The sequence below is a fragment of the Actinosynnema sp. NPDC049800 genome, from assembly GCF_040656635.1.
Lineage (GTDB): Bacteria > Actinomycetota > Actinomycetes > Mycobacteriales > Pseudonocardiaceae > Actinosynnema.
This window is the reverse complement of the sequence record NZ_JBFAMT010000029.1, coordinates 65,406-91,434: the sequence shown is the minus strand read 5'-3', so window position 1 is coordinate 91,434 and position 26,029 is coordinate 65,406. Positions and strand designations below refer to the sequence as shown.

Genomic DNA, 26,029 nt, shown 5'->3' with positions numbered 1-26,029 from the left:
ACGGGCCTGAGCTGCGGAAACGCGCGTCGGTGGCGGCTCAGCGACGACGCATGGCGCGCTGCACGTTGCGCATCTTGGCACCCTGGGGCATCGGGCCCTTGGGCAGCGCCGCGCCGCGACTGGCCAGCGCGGCCAGCCGGTTGTCGATCGTGTCGACCTGGGCGGTCGAGATGTTGCGCGGCAGCTTCATCAGGTGGCTCTGCAGCTTGCGCAGCGGCACCTGGCCGTCCTCGGTGCCCACGACGACGTCGTAGATCGGCGTCTCGCCGATCACCCGCGCCACCCGCTTCTTCTCCTGGGCGAGCAGGTTCTTGACCCGGTGCGGCGCGCCCTCGGCGACCAGCACCACGCCCGGCCGGCCGAGCACCCGGTGCACCATGTCGCCGCTCGTGGTGCCCGCCACGGCCTGCGTGACGCGCCACTTGCCGCGCAGGTTGTCCAGCGCCCACGCCGCCGCGCCCGGCTGGCCGTCCGCCTTCGCGTACACGGTGCGCTGCACCCGGCGGCCGAACACGATGACCGCGAGCAGCGCGCCCACCGCGATGCCCATGGGCAGCAGCACCCACTGCATGTCCCAGATGAGGCCGATCAGGAACGCCGCGGCCGTCGCGCCGAGCAGGCACGCCAGCATCAACGGCACGAGCGCCTTGTCCTCGCGGCGCTGCATCTTGAACGCCTCGAAGATCTGGCTGCGCTTCGCCTTCGATGCCGCGCGCCGAGCCTTCGCCGCTTCCTTGGAGGCCGCCTTGGCAGCCGCCTTGTCCTGCTTACCAGCCATACCCACCAGGATACGGCGCGCCGCCGCGCCCCATGACGGGAGTACTCGCTGACCTCTGCGAGGATGCAGCGCATGGACGGGCTGCTGGAGGGACTCGACCCGGAACAGCGCGCCGCGGTGGAAGCTCCGCGCGGTCCGGTCTGCGTGCTCGCGGGCGCCGGCACCGGCAAGACCCGCACCATCACGCACCGCATTGCCCACCTTGTCCAGCGCGGGCACGTTTCCGCCGGTCAAGTCCTCGCCGTCACGTTCACCGCACGTGCCGCGGGCGAGATGCGGACCCGGTTGCGCGCGCTCGGCGTGCACGGCGCGCAGGCGCGCACGTTCCACGCCGCCGCCCTGCGCCAGCTCCGCTACTTCTGGCCGCGCGTGGTCGGCGGCGAGCAGTGGCAGCTGATCGACCGCAACAAGCTGCGGCTGGTCGCGCAGGCCGCCAACCGCGTCGGCCTGTCCACCGAGTCGGACTCGCTGCGCGACCTCGCGGGCGAGATCGAGTGGGCCAAGGCGTCGCTGGTCGCGCCCGACGGCTACCCGAACGCCGCCGGCCGCACGAGCCGCGACACGCCCGCGCCCGCCGAGCAGGTCGCGCAGGTCTACCGGACCTACGAAGAGCTGAAGAACCAGGCGCAGCTGCTCGACTTCGACGACCTCCTGCTGCACACCGCGGCGGCGCTGGAGGAGCACGGCGAGGTCGCCGAGGAGTTCCGCGACCGGTACCGGTGCTTCGTGGTGGACGAGTACCAGGACGTCACGCCGTTGCAGCAGCGCGTGCTCGACGCGTGGCTCGGTCAGCGCGACGACCTGACCGTGGTCGGTGACGCGAACCAGACCATCTACTCGTTCGCGGGCGCCTCGCCGCGTCCGCTGCTGGACTTCCCGCGCCGGTTCCCCGAGGCCGTCGTGGTGCGGCTGGAGCGCGACTACCGGTCGACCCCACAGGTCGTTGGCCTGGCCAACGAAGTGATCAAGTGGGCGCGCGACCGCCCCTCCGGGTCGAGGCTGCGGCTGATCGGGCAGCGCCCGGACGGGCCGAAGCCGACGTTCACCGAGTTCGACGACGAGACGCTGGAGGCCGCGGCCGTCGCGCGGCGGGTGAAGGCGCTGCTGGACGAGGGCGTGGCGGCCAGCGAGATCGCCGTCCTCTACCGCGTCAACGCCCAGTCGGAGGTCTTCGAGCAGGCGTTGGCCGAGGTCGGCGTGCCTTATCAGGTGCGTGGCGGAGAGCGGTTCTTCCAGCGCGCCGAGGTGCGGCAGGCGATGGTGGCGTTGCGCTCGGCGGCGGCGCACGAGCCGACCGGCGAGCTGCCGAAGGTCGTGCGCGAGGTGCTGGCCGGCATCGGCCTGACCGACGAGCCGCCCGCCGGCGGGACGGCGCGGGAGAAGTGGGAGTCGCTGCTCGCGCTGGTCGAACTGGCCGAGGAGCTGGTCACCGCGGTGGACTCGGCGGACCTGCCGAAGTTCGTGGCCGAGTTGGAGCTGCGGGCCGAGGCCCAGCACCCGCCGACCGTGGAGGGCGTGACGCTGGCGTCCCTGCACGCGGCGAAGGGCCTGGAGTGGGACGCGGTGTTCCTGGTCGGGCTGGTCGAGGGCACGTTGCCGATCCAGCACGCCGACGGTGACGACGCGGCGATCGAGGAAGAGCGCCGGCTGCTGTACGTGGGCGTGACGCGGGCCCGTGAGCACCTGTGGCTGTCGTGGGCGTTGGCGCGGGCCGCGGGCGGGCGTCGGTACCGGCGGCGCAGCCGGTTCCTCTACGGGCTCGTGCCGGAGGACCACCCGGCGTCGCGCACGGCCGTGAAGCGGGAGCCGCTGCAGAAGCGGCCCAAGCCGCAGTGCCGGGTGTGCGGGTCGGCGTTGGTGGACGCGCGGGCGATCAAGCTGAGCCGCTGCGCCTCGTGCCCGTCCGACCTGGACGAGGAGCTGCTGGCCAAGCTGCGGGCGTGGCGGGCGGACCGGGCCCGTGAGCTCAAGGTGCCCGCTTACGTGGTGTTCACCGACGCGACGCTGGTCGCGATCGCCGAGCAGCGGCCCGAGGACGTCGCCGGGCTGGTGTCGATCTCGGGCATCGGCGCGGCCAAGCTCGACCGGTTCGGTGACGACGTGCTGGCCCTCGTGCGCGGCGGGCGTTGACCTTCGCGTTCGTCCCGCGTCGACCTCTTCGCTGCGCTCGCCGCCATGGCCGGGTCGAGGCCGTGCCGACCCGTCGTCGGCCCGTCGTCGAGCTGGCGTTGATCTCGCGATGATCCGCGGCCGGTGACCGCGCCAGGCCCGCCTGCGGGCGGTCTGGTCCGTACGGGTGGTCGGCCGCTAGCGCTCTGTGCAGGGCAAACGCTGAATTTTCACTCAATCGACAGGTATTTGGAAAAACCTGTTGCACGCGTCCTGCGCGGGGTCATAACCTGCTCAGGCCGGGCGCGAAGCGCCCGCTGGGGATTCAAGAGCTAGCAGTCGAGTACGAGCCACCCGAGGAGGTGACCGGTCGTGAACACTCCCACGTGCTTCGAGACGCCCGGTTACCTGATGACCGGGGTGGTCTTGGCTTCAGGCGCTGCTCGTGTCGCGGGGGAGAAGTCTGCCCGCGATCGCCACGCCCTCAAGTGGGGCGCTGAGCGAGTTCAGCTGATCCAGGTGCCGACGCCGCACGCGTCGACCGTTATCCCGACTCAGAACGTTGCGCCGTCCGCGCACGAGCGAAGTACCTGACCACCTTGTAGTCAGGCCACCAAGCTCACGAAGGCCGCGGACCCGTAACCGGATCCGCGGCCTTCGTGCTGTCCCGACCCGTTTTGCGGTTCGAACGACAAACAAACCCCATGCAAGACCCTTGACAGGAGTCCACCTGATGTTGACCGCGACCGTCCCCATAAACGGGACGTTGTCCACCGAGCCGGAGCTCTCCGGGGCGGGTGTCGCCAACTTGATCGACACCGCGCCGGACGCCGGCTTGGAACTTCCTTGCCGTACCAACAACCCCGACCTGTGGTTCGCCGACGCGCCGGCGGAGCTGGAGGAGGCGAAGAGGTTCTGCGCCACCTGCCCCGTCATCGCGGAGTGCCTGGCCGGTGCGCTTGCTCGTCACGAGCCCTGGGGGGTCTGGGGCGGCGAGATCTTCGAGCGCGGAACCGTGATCGCGCGGAAGCGTCCCCGTGGGCGCCCCCGCAAGGACGCGGCACCTGTTGTACCCGCGGCACCCGCCGCGACCGTTGTCCGGGGGGCTAACGACCAGGAGGCCGCCGCGTGACCACGTACCGATCCACCGCAGACGAATCCATGCTGATCGAGGTCAATCCCAAGGGGAACCCCATGCTGCTCGAAGAAAATCTCGCCAGATCCCGAATGCATGACGCGGAGATATTCGCGCGACAGCATCGGCTGGCCCACCGTCTCGTCGCCGCCCGCAGGTGGGGGCGACTGGCCGGTTGGGCCCAGCGCAGGGCTGCCATGAAGGCCCGCGCGATCTGATGCTCGGAGAGGCCCGCCCTACCCGTCGTGCGACGGGGGGCGGGCCTCGCCGCATCCGCACCCGCGCTCGCGCCCGCATCCGCGCCCGCGCCCGGACCCGCGCCCGCATCCGCGCCCGGACCCGGACCCGGACCCGGGCCCGGGCCCGGAAGGGAGTACTTCGAGACCGAGCCACAGACCACCTCCTCGCCGCCCCGGCGACCGTGGCTCCGGCGACCACGGGCCCGGCGACCGCGAGCCCAGGCCTCCGACCGCGCGGAGGGGGATTTTCGATAGGAGGGTTCGGCTCGGCGTCGGTACCGTTCGACGTGTGGCAGCTCACTCTCACAACCATGCCCGTTCCCATGCCCACACTCATGACGGGATCGACTGGTCGTCCCGGTTGAACTTCCTGCGGCAGGCCGACGAGTTGGACGCCGAAGCGCGGCGCGTCGTCGCGCGCAGACTCGTCCGCACGCTGCCCGACAAGCCGACCGTCCTGGATGTCGGGTCCGGCGCGGGCGGGATGAGCGTGGCGCTGGTCGAGGCCCTGTCGGCGCGTGGCGGCGGGACGGTCGTGCTGGTCGACGCCGTGCCCGAACTGCTGGACGCGGCCACCAGCGCCGCCCGGTCGGCGGCCAACTACGAGACCGACACGACCACGGCGACGGTGCGCGTCCGGCCGGTGCTCGCCGACCTGGCCACCGAACGGCCGGTGGAGATCGCCGGGCCCGCGCAGTTGGTGTGGGCTTCGAACGTCGTGCATCACCTCCCTGATCAGCGCGCGGCTGTGGTGGGGTTGATCGAGGCGGTCGCGCCCGGTGGGTGGTTGGCGCTCGCCGAGGGTGGGTTGAGTGGCAAGTTCCTCCCGTTCGACTTGGGCATCGGTGAGCCGGGCTTGCAGGAACGACTGACCGCCGCGCGCGACCAGTGGTTCGTGCGGATGCGGGAGAACACGGCGGGCGCCGTTCGCATGCACGGTGGCTGGAACCTCGTGCTCTCCGAGGCCGGTCTGGTGGACGTGACCGCGTTCAGCTACCTAATCGACCACCCGGCGCCGCCCAAGCAGGCGGTGCGCGATTGGGCGGTCAACCAGCTGGTGTGGTTCAACGAGGTCGCCGGCGACGCGCTCCACCCCGCCGACCGCCGCACGGTGAAGCAACTGCTCGACCCTCAGGACCCCGCGTTCCTAGGGCTGCGCGACGACGTGTTCCTGCTGATCGCCAACACCGTGTACCTGGGCCGCAAGCCGTGACCGACACGTGCGCCCGCTGTGGACGGACGCGTTCGTCGGTCACGGACCCGGCCCAGCTCTTGGCGTGGGTGCGGGAGCGGGAGCGCGGCGTCGACCAGTGGTTGTGCCACGCCTGTGCGCGGACGCACGTCCGGGACATCGAAGGCAAGCTCCCGTCCGACTACTGGGGCGTCGGGTAGGGCACCGGGTAGGGCGGCGGCGGCAGCGGTCGGAGCCCGGCTGCCTCCGCTGGGTCGGCGGCGTGCTGCTGCGGCGGTAGGGGCCGGGGTGCGATCGGTGCATCGAGTGGTCGGGATTGGAGTTGGTCGGCGTGGGTTCGGTGCTGGGCCGGGGGGTGGGGCGGCTCAGGCTGGTTGCTGCCGCTAGGTAGGGCGGTGTGCTTGGTGGCGGGTGCGGGCACCGGGTGAGGTGCGCGGTGCGGGTGCGCGGTGCGGGGTGTGCGGTGTGGGGTGTGGGGTGCGAGGGAAGAGCAGGGGAGGACGGGTCGTCGCACGATTTTGGGCTGCGGGGGTGGGGCGGCTCAGGTTGGTTGCTGCGGCTCGGTAGAGCGGCGTGCTTGGTGACAGGTGTGGGGAGTGGGTGAGGTGCGGTAGGTGGTGCGCGGTGGGTGGTGCGCGGGAAGGAACGGCGGGGAAGGGAAGGGGTGGTTGGTGGGTGGTGGGTGGTTAGCGGAGGAGGGTGGAGAGGAGTTTCAGGGTGGCTCTGGGGGTGGCGGTGCCGCGTTTGCTGCCCGCGTCCAGTTCCCTGGTCAGGCCGGTGAGCGTGCACATCCCGGAGCGGACGGCGGTGGCCAGTAGGTGGTGTTGGCGCAGGGGGTCCGGTTCGTGGCGGGCGGCGTCCAGGACGGCTCTCGTCGGCTCGGCGACGGGCAGGCCGGCTTCCACCACCACCTTCGGTGGGCGGGTGGTGCGTTCCAGCAGCACGTGGTCGGCGCACGAACGGCGGGTGGTGGCTGGTTGCAGCAGGTGTATGCGGGGTGGGGGAGGCAGGGTGTGCAGGCCGTGGGCGTGCAGGGCGTCGAAGCCGGTGACCACGGCCTTCGGCCCGGCGTAAGCCAGCGCGGCCTGCAGTCGCTGGGCACGGGTCGGTGGGCTCGCGCCGAGCAGCACCACGCCCGGCAGGATGCGCTGCCACGGCCCGCCGGGGCGGCACTTGAGGTCGATGACGTAGCCCGGCACGCCGGCTGCCCGCAGGTCCGCTGCCTTGATCACTTGGTCCATGGGGTCGATCTTCCGGTGGTTCCGGAGGGCTTGCCACGGGGTGTTCGTGATCTGTGGATAAGTCGGAGACCTGTGGACAACTCAGTCGTCGAAGCCCGGCTGCCACTGGGCGACGATGGCTCTGGCCTGCACGTTCGCGTCCAGCTGGCAGAGGATGCCGGTCGCGCCCAGCGTCACCCTGTGGATAAGTAGGTACTGCGGCGGGAGGTTCAGGGACCGTCCCGTCTGCGAATCCGGGCTGCGGAGGTCGCCGACGCGCTCCGCCTGCTGCCGCAACCACCGCCGGGTGAAGTGGAACGTCTCCGTCCGCAGCGGCTCGACGAACGGCCCCAAATAGTTCAGCACGTCCTCGGCGTGCAGTTCGGTCCCGGGACGGATGAACCGCTCCGACCGCAGCAGCTCCACCAGGTCCGCCGACCGCCCGTCCAGCGCCAGCCTGGTCATCAGGCCCAACGTCTTGGGCAACCCGTCGGGCAGCCGCGCCACCGCGCCGAAGTCGAGCACGCGCAACCGGCCGTCCGCGCCCAGCATGAAGTTGCCGGGGTGCGGGTCGGCGTGCAGCAGCCCGGACCGGCTCGGCGCGGAGAAGTGGAACTCCGACAGCAGCTGCCCGGCCAGGTCGCGCTCGTCGCGCTCACCCTCACGGATGATCTTCGACAGCGGCGTGCCCTCGGTCCACTCGGTGACCATCACCTTCGGCGAGCTGGCCACCACCCGCGGCACGAGCACGCGGTCGTCGCCGTCGAACGCCTTCGCGAAGACCCGCTGGTTGTCCGCCTCGGTCCGGTAGTCCAACTCCTCCAGGTACCGGTCCCGCAGCTCCTCCAACAGCGGCTTGACCTCGGCGCCGGGCATCACCGCCTGCAACACCCGGCTGAACCGCAGCAACGTGCTGAGGTCGCTCTGCAACGCCTCGTCCGCCCCCGGGTACTGCACCTTCACCGCCACGTCGCGGCCGTCGTGCCACACCGCCCGGTGCACCTGACCGATGCTCGCCGACGCCGCGGGCGAGTCGTCGAACGACGTGAACCGCTTCGCCCACCCCGCGCCGAGCTGCTCGGCCAGCACGCGGTGCACGGTGCGCGCGGGCATCGGCGGCGCGGCCGTCTGCAACTTGGTCAACGCCTCGCGGTACGGCTCGGCCAGCTCGTCCGGCACCGCCGCCTCGAACACGCTCAGGGCCTGGCCGAACTTCATCGCGCCGCCCTTGAGCTGCCCGAGCACGGCGAACACCTGCTCCGCGGTCTTCGCGGACACCTCGGCGCTGACCTCCTCGGAGCTGCGGCCTGCCAGGCGCTTGCCCCAGCCGCCCACCACCCGGCCCGCCACCCCGAGCGGGAGGCTGGCCAGCTTGGCGGTGCGCTGCACGGCCTTGCGCGGGATCTCGCTCACCCGGTGATTCTCCTCCCGCCCGTTCACGTGGTCGCAGTGGTGCACGCCCCTGCCACAAAACCTACACAGCCCTACCTGAGGGTGGATCACGTCGCGGAACGGCACTCGCAGCGCGGGTGCACCGGCGCGATCCGGTGCTCGACCACCCCGGCGAACGCGTCCACCTCCAGGGTCGCGTCCCAGGTGGGCGGCCTGGTCGCGGCCGGCTCGGTCCGGTCGAGCGCCAGCAGCGCCTGCCCGACCGCCACCCCGGCGGTCGCCGTGACGGTGGCCAGGTCGGCGTGCTGGGCGCGGTCGACCAGCTGCGCGGCGATCATCGGCCACGCCGGGTCCTCGTCGGCCGCGTGCCGGTCCGCGCACCTCAGGCAGCTGCTGCGACCCGGCACGACCAGCGGTCCGACCACGCCGAGCCCTTCCCGGACCCGCACGGCCAGGTGCGGTGTGCCGTCCGCGACGAGCCGGTGCAGCACCTCCGGGGCGGGCACCAACGCGTCGGCCAGCACCACGAGGTCCACGGCACGCCCCACCGGGCGCACGGTCCCGCACGCCCGCCGCACGGCGTCCTGGGCGGCCTCGGCACGCGGTCGGCCGACGTCCGCTTCGACGTACCCCGATCCGGTGTCCTCCGGCCCGACCCGACCCCGCGCGACCACCCGAACGTGTGCCACTCCGGAGGCGCCCAGAAGCGCGGCGACGGTGACCGCGAGCCGTCCCTCGCCGTGCACCACGACGGATCGGGCGGCCCGGTCGGCGGGCAGTCGAACGGCACGACGACGGGTCCGCAGCGCCCACCCGGTCACCTCGGCGGCCAGCCGCGGGTGCGGCACGGGCACGGTGTCCTCGACCAGCCCGGCCTGCGCCAGGCCGTGCAGCACGCCGGCGAACTCGGCTGCCTGCCGACCGTGACCGGCGAGGCGTTCCCGCAGGTCGGTGAGGGTGTGTCGACCGTTGAGGCCGAGCAGGAGGGAGGCCATCGGCTCCGGCACGTCCTCGACCAGCATGGCGTGCCGCGGGTCCGTGCCGATCTGCACCACGTCGTCCCGGCGGCGCAGCAGCGGCAGGCCGGGCAGGACCCTGGGGCGGTTGGGGAGATCCACACCGGCAGCCTGCCCGTGACGGCCGGTCCGGCAAAACGCCTGTCCACAGGCTTGCCGGTTGTCCACAGAGGCCGTGAATGGCCTTGACGAGCGGCCGGACGCCCGCGAGGGGCCCGGCCGCCCGTCCTCGATCAGACCTTCGCCTTGCCGAGGATCCGGGTCACCGTGGTTCCGCAGACCGGGCACTTGCCCTTGGCCATCCTGCGGTTGTTGCTCTCGTGCACCTCGCCCGTGAAGTCGCGCTTCTCACGGCACTTGACGCAGTAGCCGTTGTAGGTCTCGGCCACGGCTTCCTCCTCGCTTCGAGAGTGCGGAGCGATCTGCGCCACACTCGGGGGTTGCGCTGAACGCTACCTCCGGGAACGCCCCTCCGCTGCACGCCGCGTCGAGCGTGTCCAGCCGCCTTTCGGTGGAACCTGCTGGTCCGTCCTTCCACAGACCGCCGCTTGGCCGCCGCGGATTGTCGGTCCCTGGCCTTACCGTGAACGCCATGCCCGAACCGCAGGTGGAGGTGCGGCGCAGCGCCCGGCGCCGTCGCATGGTGAGCGCGTACCGCGAGGGGGACACGGTCGTGGTCCTGCTGCCGGCTCGCATGAGCAAGAGCGAGGAGAAGCACTGGGTGGCGGAGATGCTCAGCCGCCTGCAGCGCAGCGAGACCCGCAGGCGCTCGCCGACGCGCACGTCGGACGCCGCCCTGCTGGCCCGGTGCGAGGAGCTGGCGGACAGGTACCTGGACGGCGTGCAGCCGAGCAGCGTGCGGTGGGTGCCGCCGATGCGCACGAGGTGGGCGTCGTGCACGCCGAGCGAGGGCACGATCAGGATCAGCGAACGGCTGCGGGACGTGCCCGCGTGGGTGCTCGACTACGTGCTGGTGCACGAGCTGGCGCACCTGGAGGTGCCGGGGCACGGCAAGGACTTCTGGCTGCTCGTGCACAGGTACCCGAAGGCGGAACGCGCCATCGGGTACCTGGAGGGCCTCTCGGCCGCGGCCGGGCTGGGCATCACCGAGGAGGATTGAGACCCGGCCGGACCCGGGGAGGTCGTCGACGGGCGCGACCTCGCGGGGAGACCGGCTGTCAGGCGTCCTTGGGCTTGTCCTGGTCGTCCTCGGGCGCGTCGTCGCCCTTGGCCTGCTCACCGGACGCGCCCTCGTCGCGCAGGGTGCGCTCCAGCTCCGCCATCGGGTCCTCCAGCGCCTTGCGCGTCTGGCCGAACCGCTCGGCGAACTCCATCGGGTCGTCCAGGTCCTCGGCCGTCGGCACCAGGTCGGGGTGCTCCCAGACGCTGTCGCGCTGCTCGACACCGTGCTGGTCGGTGAGCAGCTTCCACAGCGCCGCCGCCGAGCGGTGCCGGCGTGGCCGCAGCTCCAGGCCGACCAGCGTGGCGAACGTCTGCTCCGCCGGCCCGCCGGACGCCCGCCGCCTGCGCAGCGTCTCCCGCAGCGCGTCGGCGCCGGGCAGCCGCTCGCCGACCGCCTCGTTCACCACCACGTCCACCCAGCCCTCGACCAGGGCCAGCAACGTCTCCAGGCGGGTCAGCGCGGCCTTCTGCTCGGGCGTGGTCTGGGGTTCGAGCATCCCCGACTTCATCGCCTCTTCGATGCTCGCCGGGTTCGCCGGGTCGATCTGGCCGGCCAGCTGCTCCAGCGCCGAGGTGTCGACGGTGATGCCGCGGGCGAACTCCTCCACCGTGTCCAGCAGCCGCTGCCGCAACCACGGCACGTGGCTGAACAGCCGCTGGTGCGCCGCCTCGCGCGCGGCCAGGAACACCAGCACCTCGCTGGTCGGCCGCTCCAGGCCCTCGGTGAACTTCTCGATGTTGTCCGGCAGCAGCGCCGCCGTGCCCTCCGGCCCGAGCGGCAGCCCCACGTCGGTCGACGTCAGCACCTCCGCGCCGAGCTGCGCCAGCGCGCCGCCCAGCTGCGAGCCGAACGCCATGCCGCCCATCTGGCCGAGCATCGACAGCAGCGGTCCGGCCGCCTCCTTGGCCTCGGCCGGCATCGCGTCGACCCAGGCGCCGGACACGCGCTGGGCCACCGGGTCGCACAGCCGCTGCCACGTCGGCAACGTGCGCTCCACCCAGTCGCGCGCGCTCCAGCTCTGGGACGTGCGCGCGCCCGCGGGCAGCGACGTCACGGGGTCGAGCCACATCTCCGCCAGGTGCACGGCGTCGGCCACCGCGCCGCTCTGGTCGGGGCCGAAGCCGGTGCCGCCCTTGCCGGCGAGCTGCTGGAGCGCGATCTGCTTCGCGAGGTCGTAGTTGACCGGCCCGGACGACGTGCCCGCGTTGCTGAACATCGCACCGAGCTGGCTCAGCATCGCGCCGAGCTGGTTGAAGTCGAAGGGGTTCTCCCCTTGGTCCCCGGGTTTGCGGTTGCGGTCGTCGGGGTCCTGCGGGCTGAACCCGAAGGGCAGGTCACTCATGGGTCCACGGTACGCGGCACGGCAGCCCCGCGTGGGACCGGTTCGCCGGCAGCGTGACGCCGTGGTCGTACCCTGTCTGGCGTGACCGAAGGCACCGACACCGTCGTGGACCAGGCACCACCCCCACCGCACGCGCCGCGACGCGGCCTGACCCGGCGGACGTGGACCCTCGTGGTCAGCCTCACGGTCGTGCTGGCGCTCGGCCTGCTCGGCGGATTCGCCCGCGTGCCGTACGTCGCCCTCGGCCCCGGACCGACCTACGACACGTTGGGCCAGGTCAACGGGGGTGACGTGGTGTCGGTCGAAGGTCAGGAGACCTTCCCGACCGGCGGCAACCTCACCATGACCACGGTGTCGCTCACCGACGACGTGTCGCTGTTCGGCGCGCTCGGCCTGTGGATCAGCGGCCGGTACGCGCTGGCGCCGCGCGAGGAGTTCTTCCGGCCCGGCGAGTCCGAGCAGCAGGTCCGCGACCAGAACGTGAAGGCGTTCCAGGACTCGCAGAGCAGCGCCGAGGTGGCCGCGCTGAGCTACCTGGACTACCCGATGAAGGTCGTCGCCGCCGAGATCACCAACGACACCGCGGCCGCCACCGTGCTGGAGCCGAACGACCGGCTGCTGGAGGTCAACGGCAAGCAGGTCTCCAGCGCCGACGACGTGCGCGCGGCGCTGGAGAGCACCAAGCCGGGCGACCGGATCACGCTGACCTTCGAACGCGGGTCCGAGCGCAAGACCGCCACCGTCACCCTCGGCCGCACGGAGGGCCGTGAGACCGGCTTCCTCGGCGTGCTGCCGCTGGACCGCGCGGACGTGCCGTTCGAGATCAAGATCAGCCTGTCCGACGTCGGCGGGCCGTCCGCGGGCCTGCTGTTCGCGCTGTCGATCGTCGACAAGCTCACGCCGGGCGAGCTGAACGGCGGCAAGTCCGTCGCGGGCACCGGCGAGATCAACGACCGGGGCGAGGTCGGCCGCATCGGCGGCATCGGGTTCAAGATGGTCGCCGCCCGCGAAGGCGGCGCCACCGTGTTCCTCGTGCCCGCGGGCAACTGCGACGAGGCGAAGCAGCACGCCCCGGAGGGCCTGCGGCTGGTCAAGGTCGAGAAGCTGGACGACGCCGTGCGGTCGCTCGAATCGCTGAGCAAGGGCGGCGACGCGCCCAGTTGTTAGGCCGCTGCTCCGCAGACGGCGGCGAGGTCGCCTGGAAGTCGACCGCTCGCGCCTGATTTCCGACGATCGAAAAGCGTGATCGCCGGAAGATGAGTCGCGAACGATCGACGCGACCTCGCGGGTCAGGGGGTGCTGGTCAGGGGCGGAGGCCGTCGAGCAGCGGCAATGTCACTGCCGCAGTGTTTCGAGCAGTGCTCGCGTCAGGTTCGGGGCCAGTTCGGGGTGGGCCACGACCTCCTCGGGCACCTCCACGCTGCCCCGGAGCCGCAGCACGCAAGCCGCCGAGCCGTCCCGCAGCACCGCCGCCACCAGTCGCGCCTCCCGCCGCTGGGGGTGCTCGGCGGCGAACTTGCGCGCCTGCTCGTCGTCCAGCTCCTGCTCGGTCAGCTGGGCCTCGGCGTCCGGCGGCAGCACGACGATCTCCTGCGCCAACGCGCACCCGTGCACGACGTCGGGCCACACGATGCCCGCCAGCGCCCGGTCCAGCTCGTCGTCGGGCAGCGAGTCCTGCGCGATCGGCGTCAACGGCGAGGCGTCGGGGTCGAGCTGGCCCGCCAGCTCCGGCTGCCGCACCAGCAGCTCGGCCGTCGGTACCAGCGCGAACAGCTGGGTCGGCTGGTTCCACCCGGCGGTGGACACGAACTCCTCGACCTCGCGGGCGACCTCGGGCAGCACCACGGGTGGCGTTTCACTGGCTGACACGTGCGCCATGGTCGCATCTGGGTAAAGACAAGACCGAACGGGGAACCCCGGGCGGCCTCCGTAGAGTTGGACAGAACGTACGAACGCCACTACCGCGATCCAGGAGCGTGCCCCGTGGCCACACGGCCCCCGGTCGGACTGCCCAGGCTGTCCCGTCGCAGCCGGATTCTGCTCATCGTCGGTGCGGTGGTCCTGGTCGGTCTGATCACCGGCTCAAGGCTGCTCGGCACCTACGTCAACTGGCTCTGGTTCGGCGAGGTCGGCTTCCGCAGCGTCTACGGCACGGTGCTCGCGACCCGGTTCGGGTTGTTCTTCGCCGTGGGTCTGCTGGTCGGCGGTCTCGTCGCGATCAACCTGATCATCGCCTACCGGTCCCGGCCGGTCTTCGTGCCGGTGTCCGGGCCCGACGACCCGGTGGCCCGCTACCGCGCCGTCGTCAGCAGGCGGATGAAGCTGTTCGCCATCGGCCTGCCGGTGCTGGTCGGCCTCATCGCCGGCACCTCGGCGCAGGGCAACTGGCAAGAGCTCCAGCTGTTCCTCAACGCCACCTCGTTCGGCGTGAACGACCCCGAGTTCGGCCACGACATCGGCTTCTACGCGTTCGAGCTGCCGTTCTACACGTGGGTGCTGTCGTGGCTGTTCATCGCCACGGCGGTCGCGTTCGTGGCCGCGGTCGTGGCGCACTACCTGTTCGGCGGCATCCGGCTGGCGGGCCGCGGCGGCCAGCTCTCCGGGCCCGCGCGGACCCACCTGGCCATCGTGGCCGGCGTGTTCATCCTGCTCAAGGCGGTCGCGTACTTCTTCGACCGGTACACGCTGCTGTTCTCCGACCGCAACGACAAGTTCGACGGCGCGAGCTACACCGACCTCAACGCGGTGCTGCCCGCCAAGCTGATCCTGCTGTTCATCGCGGTCTTCTGCGCCATCGCGTTCTTCGCGGGCGCGGTGTTGCGCAACCTCCAGCTGCCGGCGATCGCGACCGTGCTGCTGGTGCTGTCCTCCATCCTGGTCGGCGCCGCGTGGCCCGCCGTGCTGGAGCAGTTCTCGGTGCGGCCGAACGCCATCGAGAAGGAAGCCGAACCCATCGGCCGCAACATCGAAGCCACCCGGCAGGCCTTCGGGTTGACCGCGGACAAGGTGGAGAGCAAGCCGTACGCGGGCAAGCAGAACGTCTCGCTGGACGAGCTGAAGAACGACCAGGCGACGGTGGGCAACGTGCGGCTGCTCGACCCGGCCGTCATCTCCAAGACGTTCACCCAGTTCCAGCAGCTGCGGCCGTTCTACGCGTTCCCGGAGAAGCTGGATGTCGACCGGTACACAAAGGACCAGCAGCTCCAGGACTACATCGTGGCGGTCCGCGAGCTCAACACCGCGGGCATCCCGCAGGGCCAGCGCGACTGGATCAACCAGCACCTCATCTACACCCACGGCAACGGCATGGTGTTCGCCGAGGCCAGCAAGGTGAACTCGACCGCGGACGACGACGGTGACGGCGGCTACCCGGTGTTCGAGGTGGCGCAGGTCGGCCAGGACGGCAAGGTCCAGCCCGGCCCGTTCGGCGTCGAGCAGCCGCGCACCTACTTCGGTGAGCTGGGCAGCCCGGCCGACTACGCCATCGTCGGCGGCCGCGGCGAGGGCGCGCCCGGCGAGTACGACACCGACGGCTCGTCCTACACCTACACCGGCAAGGGCGGCGTCCGCATCGGCGGCCTGTTCAACAAGATGGTCTTCGCCGCCGCCTACGGCGAGCGGAACATCCTGTTCAACTCGGCCATCGGCGACGACTCGCGGATCATCTTCAACCGCCACCCGCGCGACCGCGTCGAGGCCGTGGCGCCGTGGCTGACCGTGGACGGCGACCCGTACCCGGCCGTGGTGGACGGCCGCATCACGTGGATCGTCGACGGCTACACCACGCTCGACAACTACCCGTACGCGCGCCGCACGGCGCTGGGCGACGCCACGAACGACTCGCTGCCGGGCGTCGCGCAGCAGCCGAACCGGGAGATCAGCTACATCCGCAACTCGGTCAAGGCCACTGTGGACGCCTACGACGGCACGGTGACGCTGTACGAGATGGACGCGCAGGACCCGGTGCTGAAGGCCTGGATGGGCGTCTTCCCGGGCACGGTGAAGGCCAACAGCGAGATGTCGCAGTCGCTGAAGGAGCACCTGCGCTACCCCGAGGACCTGTTCAAGGTCCAGCGGGAGATGCTGTCGGAGTACCACGTGGACAACCCGCGCGACTTCTACTCCGGCGTCTCGTTCTGGGACGTGCCGTCCGACCCGACCATCGACAACGCCACCACCGTCGAGGCGCAGCAGCAGGGCGTGCAGCAGCAGCGGGACCGGCAGCCGCCGTTCTACGTGCTGGCGGGCGACCCGACCGGCGACGCGAACAAGGTGAGCTTCCAGCTGACCAGCGCCCTGGTGCGGTTGAACCGGGAGTTCATGGCGTCGTACGTGACGGTCAGATCAGACCCGGACAACTACGGCAAGATGAGCGTCCTGACGTTGAACAACGAGGTCAAGGGCCCGCAGCAGATCCAGACCACCTTCCTGACCAACGGCGAGGTCAGCGGTGAGCTGAACCTGCTCGCCCAGCGGCAGACGAAGGTCGTCTACGGCAACCTGCTGACCCTTCCGGTGGGCGGCGGCCTGCTCTACGTGGAGCCCATCTACATCGAACGGGCCAGTCAGAACACCCAGTTCCCGCAGTTGTTCAAGGTCCTGGTGAGCTTCGGCGACAAGGTGGGCTACGCGCCGACGTTGGCCGAGGCGATGGAGGAGGTCCTGTCCGGCTCGTCGGCCCAGGTGCCGCCCACGGACCCGAACGGCCAGCCGCCGACCTCCACCCCGACCACGGCGCCGACGGCGCCGAACGACGGTCAGGGCGGCACGGAGCTGCAGCAGGCCGTGCGGGACATCCAGTCGGCCCTGTCGCGCATCAAGGCGGCGCAGTCCAGCGGTGACTTCGTCGAGCTCGGCAACGCCTACAAGGCGCTCGACGACGCGACGAAGAGGTTCAACACGGCCGCGGGCACGTCGACGACCCAGCCGTCGACGACCCAGCCGTCACCGACACCGACCGGCTGACCTGCACTGATATCGCCATCGGGTGGCCTGGGACACGTTCCGGGCCACCCGATTTGCATTCCGGTTAACCCCAGGCGTACAGTTCTAAATGCAGCGCGGGGTGGAGCAGCTCGGTAGCTCGCTGGGCTCATAACCCAGAGGTCGCAGGTTCAAATCCTGTCCCCGCTACAAAGTGGGAAAGCCGTGTTCACGGAGAACGTGAACGCGGCTTTTTCGCATTTATACCAGGTGCCCGGCCCCCGGACCCCGGGCAGGAGGGCTTCGCCCCCTGCACCCCCGACCGGGGGCGTTGCCCCTGGACCCCCGGCGGTGCCGGTAGTGCGGGTGGTGGCGGTTCGAGTGGGTCGCGAGCGTGAGAACCGGTCGGGACCTGGGGATATGTGGGTTAAGGGGCCCCGGTGAAAAGGGGTTTTCGGGGCGTGTATAGTTGTACTTAGCAGCGCGGGGTGGAGCAGCTCGGTAGCTCGCTGGGCTCATAACCCAGAGGTCGCAGGTTCAAATCCTGTCCCCGCTACTACCTGAAAGGCCCCCGGAGTCACGACTCCGGGGGCCTTTCGCTTGCGCGTGCTCAGGTCATGTTCTCGGCCCAGTACTGGGCGCACGTGAGGGAGCACACCCGGCCTTCGCCGCTGACCGTGCGGTGCCTGCGGATCTGCTTGCCGCACACCATGCACTCGTCCTTGCCCGCCTGCTCCGGGATCGTGCCGGACGCCCAGGCGCGGGCGTTGCGGACTACCTTCGTTCCCGTCGTCCATTTGATGCCCACAGCTGACCTCCCAGTCGTACGAACACCCGTGGTAATGGTCCCACCACCCGACGTGTTTGCCACGTCGAGAGCCGGACATCACCGGGTTGTGCTATCGCCCGATGGGGCCGCCGGGGCGGGGTGGCAGCGGCGCGTGACGCCGCGCTGCCGTTCGAGTGAACGCAAAAGTGCGGTTTCCCTTGCGCCTCAATGGATTTCCACTTCGCGTGGACAGGCCGGGTCAAGAGGCCGAACGCGTGGCGTTGATCAGCGGGCGGTTACGCAGCGATGTTTGCGTTGCTCCGCTTGGCCCAACTCCACTAGCCCGTGATCAGCCACAGTGGACAGAACGGCTGACCATTGTGGACAGCGACCGGTGAGCGTGGCACCGTTGGTGGTGTGTCGGACCTGAATGCGACGGCGGCGGCCCTGCTCGGGCTGCTGCACGACGGACCCAAGACCGGTGGCCAGCTCGTGGCTGAGGCCGGAGAGCGCTTCGGCGCGTTCTTCAGCGTCACCCGCAGCCAGGTCTACCGCGAGCTGCCCGCGTTGGCGGACGCAGGCCTGCTGCGCCTCGGCAAGCAGGGCCCGCGTTCCAGCCAGCAGTACGTGCTGACCGCGGCGGGCAAGAAGGCGTTCAAGAACTGGCTGCTCTCCGAGCCGGGGCCGGACCACCTGCGCAGCCCGTTGATCCTGCGGCTGGTGCACGCGGGCTCCCTGACCGCCAAGCAGCGGCAGGGGCTCGTGGACTCCGCCCGCGCGAGCTACGGCGCCGAGCAGGAGGCCGCCAAGACGGCGGTGAAGACCGCCGAGGACGCCTACGCCAAGGCGGTCGCCGAGTTCGGCCTGGCGCACGCCAAGGCCGTGCTCAAGCTGCTCGACGCCATCCCGACGGCCTGAATCGCGCCCACCGGTCGCACTCCGCGACCGGTGCCGGCGTAATCTTGGGACGTGAATCCCGACGTCGAAGCAGACATCAAGGACCTCTCCGCCACGCTCACGAGCATCGAGGCGGTGATGGACCTCGATGCGCTGCGCGCCCAGGTCGCGGAGCTGGAGCAGGCGGCGGCCCGGCCCGACCTCTGGGACGACCAGGAGAAGGCGCAGAAGGTCACCAGCCAGCTCTCGCACAAGCAGGGCGAGCTGCGCCGCATCACGACCCTGCGCGAGCGCCTCGACGACCTGTCGATCATGTACGAGCTGGCCGAGGACGAGGGTGACGCGGGCAGTCTCGCCGAGGCCGACACCGAGCGCGCGAAGCTCCGCGAGGAGATCTCCTCCCTCGAGGTCCGCACGCTGCTGTCCGGCGAGTACGACGAGCGCAACGCGCTGGTCACCATCCGCGCAGAGGCGGGCGGCATCGACGCGGCCGACTTCGCCGAGATGCTCCTGCGGATGTACTCGCGGTGGGCCGAGCGGCACGGCTACGGCGTCGACGTGTTCGACACGTCCTACGCCGAGGAGGCGGGCATCAAGTCCGCCACGTTCCGCGTCACGGCCCCGTACGCCTACGGCACGCTCAGTGTCGAACAGGGCACGCACCGCCTCGTGCGCATCTCGCCGTTCGACAACCAGGGCCGCCGGCAGACGTCGTTCGCGGGCGTCGAGGTGGTGCCCGTGGTCGAGCAGACCGACCACGTCGACATCGACGAGAAGGACCTGAGGGTCGACGTCTACCGCTCGTCCGGCCCCGGTGGCCAGGGCGTCAACACGACCGACTCGGCGGTGCGCCTGACGCACATCCCGACCGGCATCGTGGTCTCCTGCCAGAACGAGCGCTCCCAGCTGCAGAACAAGGCCACCGCGATGGCCGTGCTCCAGGCCAAGCTGCTGGAGCGGCAGCGGCAGGAGGAGCAGGCGAAGATGGACGCCCTCAAGGACACCGGGTCGAGCTGGGGCAACCAGATGCGCTCCTACGTGCTGCACCCGTACCAGATGGTCAAGGACCTGCGCACGGAGCACGAGGTCGGCAACCCGTCCGCGGTGCTCGACGGCGAGATCGACGACTTCCTGGAAGCGGGCATCCGCTGGCGCAAGCAGCACCAGTCCTGATCGGTCAAGCCGCCGTGCGACGGGCGAGACGAGGGCTTTACCCAGGCCACGAGTACACTCGCGCCTCGTGATTCGCCTCGAACACGTGTCCAAGGTCTACAAGAGCTCCGCGCGTCCCGCTCTCGACAACGTATCGGTCGAGATGGACAAGGGTGAGTTCGTGTTCCTCATCGGGCCTTCCGGTTCCGGGAAGTCCACGTTCCTGCGGCTCCTGCTGCGGGAGGAAGTGCCCAGCAAGGGCCGCGTGTACGTGTCGAACTTCGACGTGGCCAAGATGTCCCGGCGCAGGGTCCCCCGCCTGCGCCAGTCCATCGGCTGCGTGTTCCAGGACTTCCGGCTGCTGACCAACAAGACCGTGGCGGAGAACGTCGCGTTCGCGTTGGAGGTGATCGGCAAGCCGCGCAACACCATCGTCAAGGTGGTGCCCGAGGTGCTCCAGCTGGTCGGCCTCGACGGCAAGGCCGACCGGATGCCGCACGAGCTGTCCGGCGGCGAGCAGCAGCGGGTGGCGATCGCCCGCGCGTTCGTCAACCGGCCGCTGGTGCTGCTGGCCGACGAGCCGACCGGGAACCTGGACCCCGACACCAGCCAGGACATCATGTTGCTGCTGGAGCGGATCAACCGCACCGGCACGACGGTGCTGATGGCCACCCACGACCACTCCATCGTCGACTCCATGCGCCGCCGGGTGGTCGAGCTGGACAACGGCCGCATCATCCGCGACGACGCACGGGGTGTTTACGGCGTGGGCCGCTGAGCCCGAGGACGCCGGACCCCCTCATCCCCCGACCCTGAGGAACGTTCCCCCCGATGCGTACCAGCTTCGTGTTCAGCGAGGTCGTCACCGGCCTGCGCCGGAACGTCACGATGACCATCGCGATGATCCTCACGACCGCGATCTCGCTCTTCCTGCTCGGTGTCGGCCTGCTGGTCGTCAACATGGTGGGCAAGATGCAGGACGACTACCTCGGCCAGCTCGAGGTGGCGGTCATGCTCACCAACGACATCAGCGTGAACGACAAGGACTGCACGCAGCAGCCCTGCTCGAGCCTGCGCAGCCAGCTGGAGACCACGTCCGGGGTCGAGACGGTCGTCTACGAGAACCGCGACAAGGGCTTCGAGCGGTTCAAGAAGGTCTTCGAGTCGCAGCCGGAGCTGGCGAAGCTGGCCCGTCCCGAGGCGATCCCGGCGATGTTCCGGGTCAAGCTGGAGGACGCGCAGCGGTCCGACGTGATCGTGCAGGCGTTCACCGGCAAGGCGGGCGTCAAGAAGGTCGACGACCAGCGCGAGGACCTGGACCGGCTGTTCGGCTTCCTCAACGGCGTGCGCGACGCGGCGCTGGCGCTGGCGCTGCTCCAGGCGTTCGCGGCGCTGATGTTGATCTCCAACACGATCCAGGTGTCGGCGTTCACCCGGCGCACGGAGGTCGGCATCATGCGGCTGGTCGGCGCCACCCGCTGGTACACCCAGCTGCCGTTCCTCATCGAGGCGGTGGTCGCGGGCGTCATCGGCGCCGTCGCCTCGATCGGGTTGCTCGTGGTGACGAAGCTCTTCCTGCTCAACCGGGTGCTCGGCGAGCTGTTCGCGGCCAACATCATCCCGGAGGTGAGCATGGTGGAGATCCTCTTCCTCTCGCCGATCCTGGTCGGCGTGGCCATCGCGATCTCGGCGCTGACCGGCTACGTCACGCTGCGCCTCTACGTGCGCCTATAACCGCTGGCGTGCTCACGTAAGGTTTCCGTCATGGTCAAGGAACGCGGTCAGAAGGTGATCGCGTCGAACCGCAAGGCTCGGCACGACTACACCATCCTCGACACCTACGAAGCCGGTGTCGTGCTCGTCGGCACCGAGGTGAAGAGCCTCCGCATGGGCCGGGCGTCCCTCGTGGACGCCTTCGCCCAGGTGGACGACGGCGAGATCTGGCTGCACGCGCTGCACATCCCGGAGTACGTGGCGGGCACCTGGACCAACCACGAGGTGCGGCGCAAGCGCAAGCTCCTGCTGCACAAGGGCGAGATCGAGCGGCTGATCGGCAAGACCAAGGAGAGCGGTCTGTCGCTGATCCCGCTGTCGATGTACTTCAAGGACGGGTACGTCAAGGTCGAGCTCGCGCTGGCGCGCGGCAAGAAGTCCTACGACAAGCGGCAGGACCTGGCCAAGCGGGACGCCGAGCGGGAGATCCAGAAGGCGCACGGCCGCGCGTTGAAGGGCCGCTACTGAACGCCGCCGTGCCCGGCCTGGTCGACGTGCACGTGCACTTCATGCCGCAGCGCGTGCTGGACAAGGTGTGGGCGTTCTTCGACGAGGCGTCGCGGCACTACGGCGTCGACTGGTCGATCCGGTACCGGCTGCCGGAGGCGGAGCGGCTGGCCGTGCTGCGGTCGTTCGGCGTGGTCGGGTTCGCGCCCCTGGTGTACCCGCACAAGCCCGGCATGGGCGAGTGGCTGACGGACTGGGCGCTGGACTTCGGCTCGCGCGTGGACGGCGCCGTGCCGACCGCGACGCTGTACCCGGAGCCGGGCGTCGAGGCGTACGTGACGCGGGCGTTGACGGCCGGTGCGCGGTGCTTCAAGGCGCACGTGCAGGTGGGCGACTACGACCCGCGTTCGCTCGACGGCGCGTGGGGCCTGCTGGCCGAGGCGCGGGTGCCCGTGGTGGTGCACTGCGGGCACGGGCCGGCGCCGGGCGCGCACACCGGGCTGGACGTGTTCGAGGACGTGCTGCGCAGGCACCCGTCGCTGGTGGCGGTGCTGGCGCACGCCGGGATGCCCGACTACCTGAGCGCGTTGGACCTGGTCCACCGGTACGACGGGGTGCACCTGGACACCACGATGGTCGGCGTGCCGTTCACCGAGGTGATGGCGGCGCTGCCGCGCGACTGGGCGGCGCGGCTGGTCGACGTGGCCGATCGGGTCGTGCTCGGCTCGGACTTCCCGAACATCCCGTACGACTACTCGGCGCAGCTGGACGCGATCGAGGGCTGGGCCGCGGCCGACGACCGGCTCGGCGAGCCGTTCCTGCGGGCCGTGCTGCACGACAACGGCGCCAGGCTGCTCGGCCTCAGCCCAGGTTGAGGTAGGCGAGCACGGCGCGCACGCGGCGGTGCTCGCTCGTGCTGGGCTCCAGGCCGAGCTTGGCGAAGATGTTGCCCACGTGCTTCTCCACCGCGCCGTCGGAGACGACCAGCGAGGCCGCGATGGCGGCGTTCGACAGGCCCTGCGCCATCAGCGCGAGCACCTCGCGCTCACGCTGGGTGAGCGAGTCGACCGGGTTGCGCTTGGACCGGACCATCAGCTGGGTGATGACCTCGTGGTCGATGCTCGTGCCGCCGTCGGCGACCCGGCGGAGCGCGGCCACGAACTCCGACACGTCCGCCACGCGCTCCTTGAGCAGGTAGCCGACGCCGTTCGCGCCGCCGGCCAGCAGCTCCACCGCGTACCGCTCCTCCACGTACTGCGAGAGGACCAGCACCGGCAGGTTGGGGATGCGCTTGCGCGCCTCGATCGCCGCCCGCAGGCCCTCGTCGGTGAACGTCGGCGGCATCCGCACGTCCACCAGGGCCAGGTCGGGGCGGTGCTCGTCGATCGCGGCGAGCAGCGCGTCGCCGTCCTCCACCGCCGCGACCGTCTCGATGCCCTCGTCGGCCAGCAGGCGTTCCACCCCGACCCGCAGGAGGACCGAGTCCTCCGCGATCACCACGCGCACGGCAGCTCCGTCCGGATCACGGTCGGCCCGCCGATCGGGCTCACCACGACGACCACGCCGTCAATCGTCGCAGCACGGTCCGCGAGCCCGGCGAGCCCACCACCCGGACGGATCTCCGCGCCGCCGTGCCCGTTGTCGGTGACCTCCACGACCACGGAGTTCTCGGTGCGGGACACCTTCACGTGCGCCCGGGTCGCGCCCGAGTGCTTGGCGACGTTGGTCAGCGTCTCGGCGACGGTGAAGTAGGCGGCGCTCTCCACGGCCGTCGGCGGGCGCGGCTCGACGTCCACCTCCACGTCGACCGGGATCGGGGACCGGGCGGCCAGCGACGACAGCGCCGGGTCCAGCCCGCGGTCGCCCAGCACCGACGGGTAGATGCCGCGGGCCAGGTCACGCAGCTCGGAGATGGCGAGCTTGGCGTCGGCGTGCGCCTCGGCGATGAGCTCGCGCGCGCCGTCCGGGTCGGACTCCATCTTGCTGCGGGCCCGGCCGAGGCCCATGGCCACGGCGACCAGGCGTTGCTGCGCGCCGTCGTGCAGGTCGCGCTCGATGCGCCGGCGTTCCGCCTCGGCGGCTTCCACGCCGCGGGCCCGGCTGGCGGACAGGTGCTCCGCCTTGGCCGACAGCACGCCGTAGCGGGAGGGGCCGAGCAGGGACTGGGCGAGCAGCGCGTGACCCCGGCCCAGGGCCTTGAGCAGCCGGTACACCAGGTAGCCGAGCACCAGGCCGAGGACGCTCACCGGGAGCGCCTTGGCGAACGAGTCGATCAGCCACACGTTGCCCTCGCTGAACGTGACCTCCCACGTCACCGGGAGCCAGTGCTGGTAGAAGGGCAGGAACACGGCGCCCGCCACGGCCGACCACAGCGCCACCGTGAGGGCGAACTCGACCGCGCCCAGCGGCAGCATGAGCAGCCAGTAGGACAGGTCGCGCCACGTCGCCGGGTCCCTCGCGATGGCCTTCGCCCGGGCGGTGGCGCCGACCGGCAGCTCCCGGTACGGCCGGGGGATGTCCACGCCGAGGGTCACCCGCAACCAGGCCCGTTCGGCCGACGCCGCGCCGCGCGCCAGGACCAGCGTCAGCACGCCCAGCGGCACGCCGACCCAGATCACCGCGGTGCCGATGCTCACCGCGCCCAGCGTCACCAGCAGGACGAACCAGAAGAGCCCTGTGACCAGGTTCAGCAGGAAGTACCCGCTGACCCGGCCGATGTTCGGGTTGACCCGCGTCGTCATGTTTCCCACCTTCACGCCGGATGTTGCCCCGACCAGCATCGCTCGATCGGGTGGCTGGGACCATCAGGTCCGCCGGCCGGCGTGGGGTGGGGACAGCCCTACCAACGTAATGGGAATGAACCCGGGTCGGCGGCGCGTTATGCTGTGCGGAGCAGGACCCACGACACGGGGGTGAACGGTTTCGACTTTGTGCGTTGATTCAAGGGAAGCGTGCCGGTGCAGGCGAGAGACCACCGCAAGCGTCATCGCAAACCAATAAGCGCCGAGTCTAACGACCAGCGCGCGTTCGCCCTCGCCGCCTGAGGCTAGGAGCGACGCTGTCGGCCCGGGGGCGCCTCCGCCCCGGTCGCCGGCATCAGCTAGGAGGCTCACCACCGTTCCCGGCCACGGGGAACGGTCGGGACACCCACAGTGGCTGGGCTCATCACGGTGACTTGTCCGCGTGATCACCGGGGCCGAGTAGAGATGTAGCGGACTGCGCACGGAGAAGCCTTGATGAGCCGGCAGAGGACCCGGGTTCGATTCCCGGCACCTCCACTCGGGCGAGGTGTGTCCGCGGAACACGCGGACCACCTCGCTCCGTATTTTTTCCGGGGGTGCAACCCCCGGGCCCCGCCCGGCGGGCGTTGCCCCCGGACCCCCATCCGTGGTGCTCGGGTTGGTCGGGTTGGTCAGCGGGTGGCCAGGTAGTCGTTCACCAGGGTGGCGACGAGGGCCGGGTCGTCGGCGACGACGGAGTGCGCGGCGTCCACGCGGACCACCTCGACGTTCGGCGGCAGGGTCGCGAGGTCCCGGGTCAGGCCCTCCTGGTACTCCTCGAACAGGGGGTGTCCGGGCAGCGGTTTGGTGGCAACGGCCAGCAGCATCGGGCAGCGGAGGTCGCGGAAGACGTCGAAGCAGTCGAGGTCCTCCAGGGCCTGTTGCAGTTCGGGTTGGCCGAAGGCGCGGAACTGCTCGCGGAGCGCTGCGATCTTCGGTGCGACGGCGGTGGGGTCCAGGTAGCGCTGGGCCTGGGTCGGCACGCCGTGGCCGTCGATGTTGATCAGAGCCGGGCACTCGGGGTGCCGCCGTCCCCAGAGCGCGGCGATCATGCCGCCGAGGGACGTCCCCAGCACGGCGGGGTTGTCGGTGGCGTGTGGTTCGATCCGGTCCAGGACCGAGTCCCAGCCCCACGGGCCGGTCAGCGGTAAGGCGACGACCTCGTGCTCACCACCCATGGCCGCGATCACCTCGTCCCAGTCGGCCGGTGAACCGCCCGCGCCGTGCAGGGCCAGTACCTTCATGCGTTCAACCTCCCTCGTACCGAGGCGACGGTCACGCCGCCGCCGTCCGTGTTCCGGGTCAACTTCCCGCGTCGCACCAGGTCGTGGACGCCCTGCTTGGTGACGCCGAGCATCGCGCCGGCCACCGAGTACGAGACCGCTCGCGCGGCCGGGTGCCCCATCCGACGTGCCACGACCTGGCCGAGCGGCGTGCGCCACCAGTCGGCGGGCGGGTCGAACGGCGCGTCGCCGGGGTACAGCGCGCCGATGAGCCGTGCGATGGCGTGCACGGCCGCGGAGTCGTCGTCGCCCTGCATGGTCGCGGCCATCCGCCGCGCCACCTCGTCGGCGCGCGACGGCAGGTCGCCGACGTCGTCGAAGAGGATCTCCAACGGGTCGAGCAACCGCGTGCGGATGATCGTGGCGAGCTGTTCTGCGAGCACTCGCGTCACCTCCTTG

The 26,029-nt window shown here is 70.7% G+C and carries 25 protein-coding genes, 2 tRNA genes and 1 other RNA gene; 16 read left to right on the top strand and 12 right to left on the bottom strand.

The window, feature by feature from the left end; genetic code table 11:
- Positions 1 to 37 precede the first annotated feature (37 nt).
- On the bottom strand, positions 38 to 778 hold the full coding sequence (locus tag AB0I91_RS27900) for a DUF4191 domain-containing protein (protein WP_498784768.1): 741 nt from the start codon (positions 776 to 778) through the stop codon (positions 38 to 40).
- A gap of 72 nt (positions 779 to 850) precedes the next feature.
- On the opposite strand from AB0I91_RS27900, the gene AB0I91_RS27895 reads away from it, so the two are divergent.
- From AB0I91_RS27895 to AB0I91_RS27880, 4 genes are all read left to right on the top strand, one after another.
- Entirely contained in the window at positions 851 to 2,908 is a 2,058-nt protein-coding gene (locus AB0I91_RS27895) for an ATP-dependent DNA helicase UvrD2 (RefSeq protein ID WP_498784770.1), read from the top strand.
- Between the two features lie 712 nt (positions 2,909 to 3,620).
- The gene (locus AB0I91_RS27890; protein ID WP_498784772.1) at positions 3,621 to 4,019 is read left to right on the top strand and encodes a WhiB family transcriptional regulator; all 399 of its coding nucleotides are present in this window, start codon (positions 3,621 to 3,623) and stop codon (positions 4,017 to 4,019) included.
- Positions 4,016 to 4,240, top strand: a complete 225-nt coding sequence (locus AB0I91_RS27885; protein ID WP_498784774.1) for a hypothetical protein — start codon at positions 4,016 to 4,018, stop codon at positions 4,238 to 4,240. Before AB0I91_RS27890 ends, AB0I91_RS27885 begins: the two co-directional genes overlap by 4 nt.
- A 382-nt stretch (positions 4,241 to 4,622) precedes the next feature.
- Positions 4,623 to 5,474: a class I SAM-dependent methyltransferase gene (locus tag AB0I91_RS27880; RefSeq protein WP_499639581.1), complete on the top strand. Its 852-nt coding sequence runs from the start codon at positions 4,623 to 4,625 to the stop codon at positions 5,472 to 5,474.
- 665 nt (positions 5,475 to 6,139) lie between these two features.
- Here AB0I91_RS27880 and AB0I91_RS27875 read toward each other — a convergent pair.
- From AB0I91_RS27875 to AB0I91_RS27860, 4 genes are all read right to left on the bottom strand, one after another.
- The gene (locus AB0I91_RS27875) at positions 6,140 to 6,694 is read right to left on the bottom strand and encodes a hypothetical protein (RefSeq protein WP_498784780.1); all 555 of its coding nucleotides are present in this window, start codon (positions 6,692 to 6,694) and stop codon (positions 6,140 to 6,142) included.
- A gap of 81 nt (positions 6,695 to 6,775) precedes the next feature.
- Entirely contained in the window at positions 6,776 to 8,086 is a 1,311-nt protein-coding gene (locus tag AB0I91_RS27870) for an ABC1 kinase family protein (protein WP_499639579.1), read from the bottom strand.
- A gap of 86 nt (positions 8,087 to 8,172) precedes the next feature.
- Complete coding sequence (locus tag AB0I91_RS27865) at positions 8,173 to 9,183, bottom strand: thiamine biosynthesis protein ThiF (protein WP_499613952.1); 1,011 nt, start codon at positions 9,181 to 9,183, stop codon at positions 8,173 to 8,175.
- Between the two features lie 131 nt (positions 9,184 to 9,314).
- A complete protein-coding gene (locus AB0I91_RS27860; protein WP_015098458.1) occupies positions 9,315 to 9,470 on the bottom strand; it encodes a DUF5679 domain-containing protein in 156 nt (51 codons plus the stop codon).
- Positions 9,471 to 9,673: 203 nt separating this feature from the next.
- On the opposite strand from AB0I91_RS27860, the gene AB0I91_RS27855 reads away from it, so the two are divergent.
- Complete coding sequence (locus tag AB0I91_RS27855) at positions 9,674 to 10,201, top strand: M48 metallopeptidase family protein (protein ID WP_230572832.1); 528 nt, start codon at positions 9,674 to 9,676, stop codon at positions 10,199 to 10,201.
- A 58-nt stretch (positions 10,202 to 10,259) separates the two neighbouring features.
- Here the strand turns inward: AB0I91_RS27855 and AB0I91_RS27850 are convergent, their stop codons facing one another.
- Complete coding sequence (locus tag AB0I91_RS27850; RefSeq protein WP_498784787.1) at positions 10,260 to 11,606, bottom strand: zinc-dependent metalloprotease; 1,347 nt, start codon at positions 11,604 to 11,606, stop codon at positions 10,260 to 10,262.
- An 81-nt stretch (positions 11,607 to 11,687) separates the two neighbouring features.
- On the opposite strand from AB0I91_RS27850, the gene AB0I91_RS27845 reads away from it, so the two are divergent.
- Positions 11,688 to 12,773 carry a YlbL family protein gene (locus AB0I91_RS27845; RefSeq protein ID WP_498784789.1) on the top strand — a complete coding sequence of 362 codons (1,086 nt, stop codon included), beginning with the start codon at positions 11,688 to 11,690 and terminating at the stop codon, positions 12,771 to 12,773.
- Between the two features lie 168 nt (positions 12,774 to 12,941).
- Here AB0I91_RS27845 and AB0I91_RS27840 read toward each other — a convergent pair whose 3' ends face one another.
- On the bottom strand, positions 12,942 to 13,484 hold the full coding sequence (locus AB0I91_RS27840; protein ID WP_498784791.1) for a PPA1309 family protein: 543 nt from the start codon (positions 13,482 to 13,484) through the stop codon (positions 12,942 to 12,944).
- A 105-nt stretch (positions 13,485 to 13,589) separates the two neighbouring features.
- Here AB0I91_RS27840 and AB0I91_RS27835 point away from each other — a divergent pair, with 105 nt between their 5' ends.
- The 3 genes from AB0I91_RS27835 (at position 13,590) to AB0I91_RS27825 (ending at position 17,085) form a co-directional block, all read left to right on the top strand.
- Positions 13,590 to 16,571: a UPF0182 family protein gene (locus AB0I91_RS27835; protein ID WP_499613957.1), complete on the top strand. Its 2,982-nt coding sequence runs from the start codon at positions 13,590 to 13,592 to the stop codon at positions 16,569 to 16,571.
- Between the two features lie 94 nt (positions 16,572 to 16,665).
- Positions 16,666 to 16,739, top strand: a tRNA-Met gene (locus AB0I91_RS27830).
- Between the two features lie 272 nt (positions 16,740 to 17,011).
- Positions 17,012 to 17,085: transfer RNA gene (locus tag AB0I91_RS27825), tRNA-Met, on the top strand.
- A 54-nt stretch (positions 17,086 to 17,139) separates the two neighbouring features.
- On the opposite strand, the gene AB0I91_RS27820 is transcribed toward AB0I91_RS27825, so the two are convergent.
- Positions 17,140 to 17,337 (bottom strand): hypothetical protein, encoded by a 198-nt coding sequence (locus AB0I91_RS27820; RefSeq protein ID WP_053717392.1) that lies wholly within the window; start codon positions 17,335 to 17,337, stop codon positions 17,140 to 17,142.
- Positions 17,338 to 17,715: 378 nt separating this feature from the next.
- Here AB0I91_RS27820 and AB0I91_RS27815 point away from each other — a divergent pair, with 378 nt between their 5' ends.
- From AB0I91_RS27815 to AB0I91_RS27790, 6 genes are all read left to right on the top strand, one after another.
- Positions 17,716 to 18,216, top strand: coding sequence for a PadR family transcriptional regulator (locus AB0I91_RS27815; RefSeq protein ID WP_077004179.1), 501 nt, complete (start codon positions 17,716 to 17,718; stop codon positions 18,214 to 18,216).
- A 51-nt stretch (positions 18,217 to 18,267) separates the two neighbouring features.
- The gene (prfB, locus tag AB0I91_RS27810; protein WP_498784796.1) at positions 18,268 to 19,368 is read left to right on the top strand and encodes a peptide chain release factor 2; all 1,101 of its coding nucleotides are present in this window, start codon (positions 18,268 to 18,270) and stop codon (positions 19,366 to 19,368) included.
- Between the two features lie 67 nt (positions 19,369 to 19,435).
- Positions 19,436 to 20,125 carry a cell division ATP-binding protein FtsE gene (gene ftsE / locus AB0I91_RS27805; protein WP_230572826.1) on the top strand — a complete coding sequence of 230 codons (690 nt, stop codon included), beginning with the start codon at positions 19,436 to 19,438 and terminating at the stop codon, positions 20,123 to 20,125.
- A gap of 53 nt (positions 20,126 to 20,178) precedes the next feature.
- Entirely contained in the window at positions 20,179 to 21,081 is a 903-nt protein-coding gene (gene ftsX, locus AB0I91_RS27800) for a permease-like cell division protein FtsX (protein ID WP_123743905.1), read from the top strand.
- A 30-nt stretch (positions 21,082 to 21,111) separates the two neighbouring features.
- A complete protein-coding gene (smpB, locus tag AB0I91_RS27795; protein ID WP_498784798.1) occupies positions 21,112 to 21,588 on the top strand; it encodes an SsrA-binding protein SmpB in 477 nt (158 codons plus the stop codon).
- Positions 21,589 to 21,596: 8 nt separating this feature from the next.
- The gene (locus AB0I91_RS27790) at positions 21,597 to 22,442 is read left to right on the top strand and encodes an amidohydrolase family protein (protein WP_499639577.1); all 846 of its coding nucleotides are present in this window, start codon (positions 21,597 to 21,599) and stop codon (positions 22,440 to 22,442) included.
- Here AB0I91_RS27790 and AB0I91_RS27785 read toward each other — a convergent pair.
- Complete coding sequence (locus AB0I91_RS27785) at positions 22,429 to 23,073, bottom strand: response regulator transcription factor (RefSeq protein WP_499613965.1); 645 nt, start codon at positions 23,071 to 23,073, stop codon at positions 22,429 to 22,431. The genes AB0I91_RS27790 and AB0I91_RS27785 overlap by 14 nt on opposite strands.
- On the bottom strand, positions 23,061 to 24,308 hold the full coding sequence (locus AB0I91_RS27780) for a sensor histidine kinase (RefSeq protein ID WP_499639575.1): 1,248 nt from the start codon (positions 24,306 to 24,308) through the stop codon (positions 23,061 to 23,063). Before AB0I91_RS27780 ends, AB0I91_RS27785 begins: the two co-directional genes overlap by 13 nt.
- 167 nt (positions 24,309 to 24,475) lie before the next feature.
- Here AB0I91_RS27780 and ssrA point away from each other — a divergent pair.
- Positions 24,476 to 24,848, top strand: a transfer-messenger RNA (tmRNA) gene (gene ssrA / locus AB0I91_RS27775).
- A gap of 131 nt (positions 24,849 to 24,979) precedes the next feature.
- On the opposite strand, the gene AB0I91_RS27770 is transcribed toward ssrA, so the two are convergent.
- Both AB0I91_RS27770 and AB0I91_RS27765 read right to left on the bottom strand, forming a co-directional pair.
- A complete protein-coding gene (locus AB0I91_RS27770; RefSeq protein ID WP_498784804.1) occupies positions 24,980 to 25,591 on the bottom strand; it encodes an alpha/beta fold hydrolase in 612 nt (203 codons plus the stop codon).
- The gene (locus AB0I91_RS27765; RefSeq protein WP_499639573.1) at positions 25,588 to 26,013 is read right to left on the bottom strand and encodes a hypothetical protein; all 426 of its coding nucleotides are present in this window, start codon (positions 26,011 to 26,013) and stop codon (positions 25,588 to 25,590) included. The genes AB0I91_RS27770 and AB0I91_RS27765 overlap by 4 nt, the downstream gene beginning before the upstream one ends.
- Between the last annotated feature and the right edge of the window lie 16 nt (positions 26,014 to 26,029).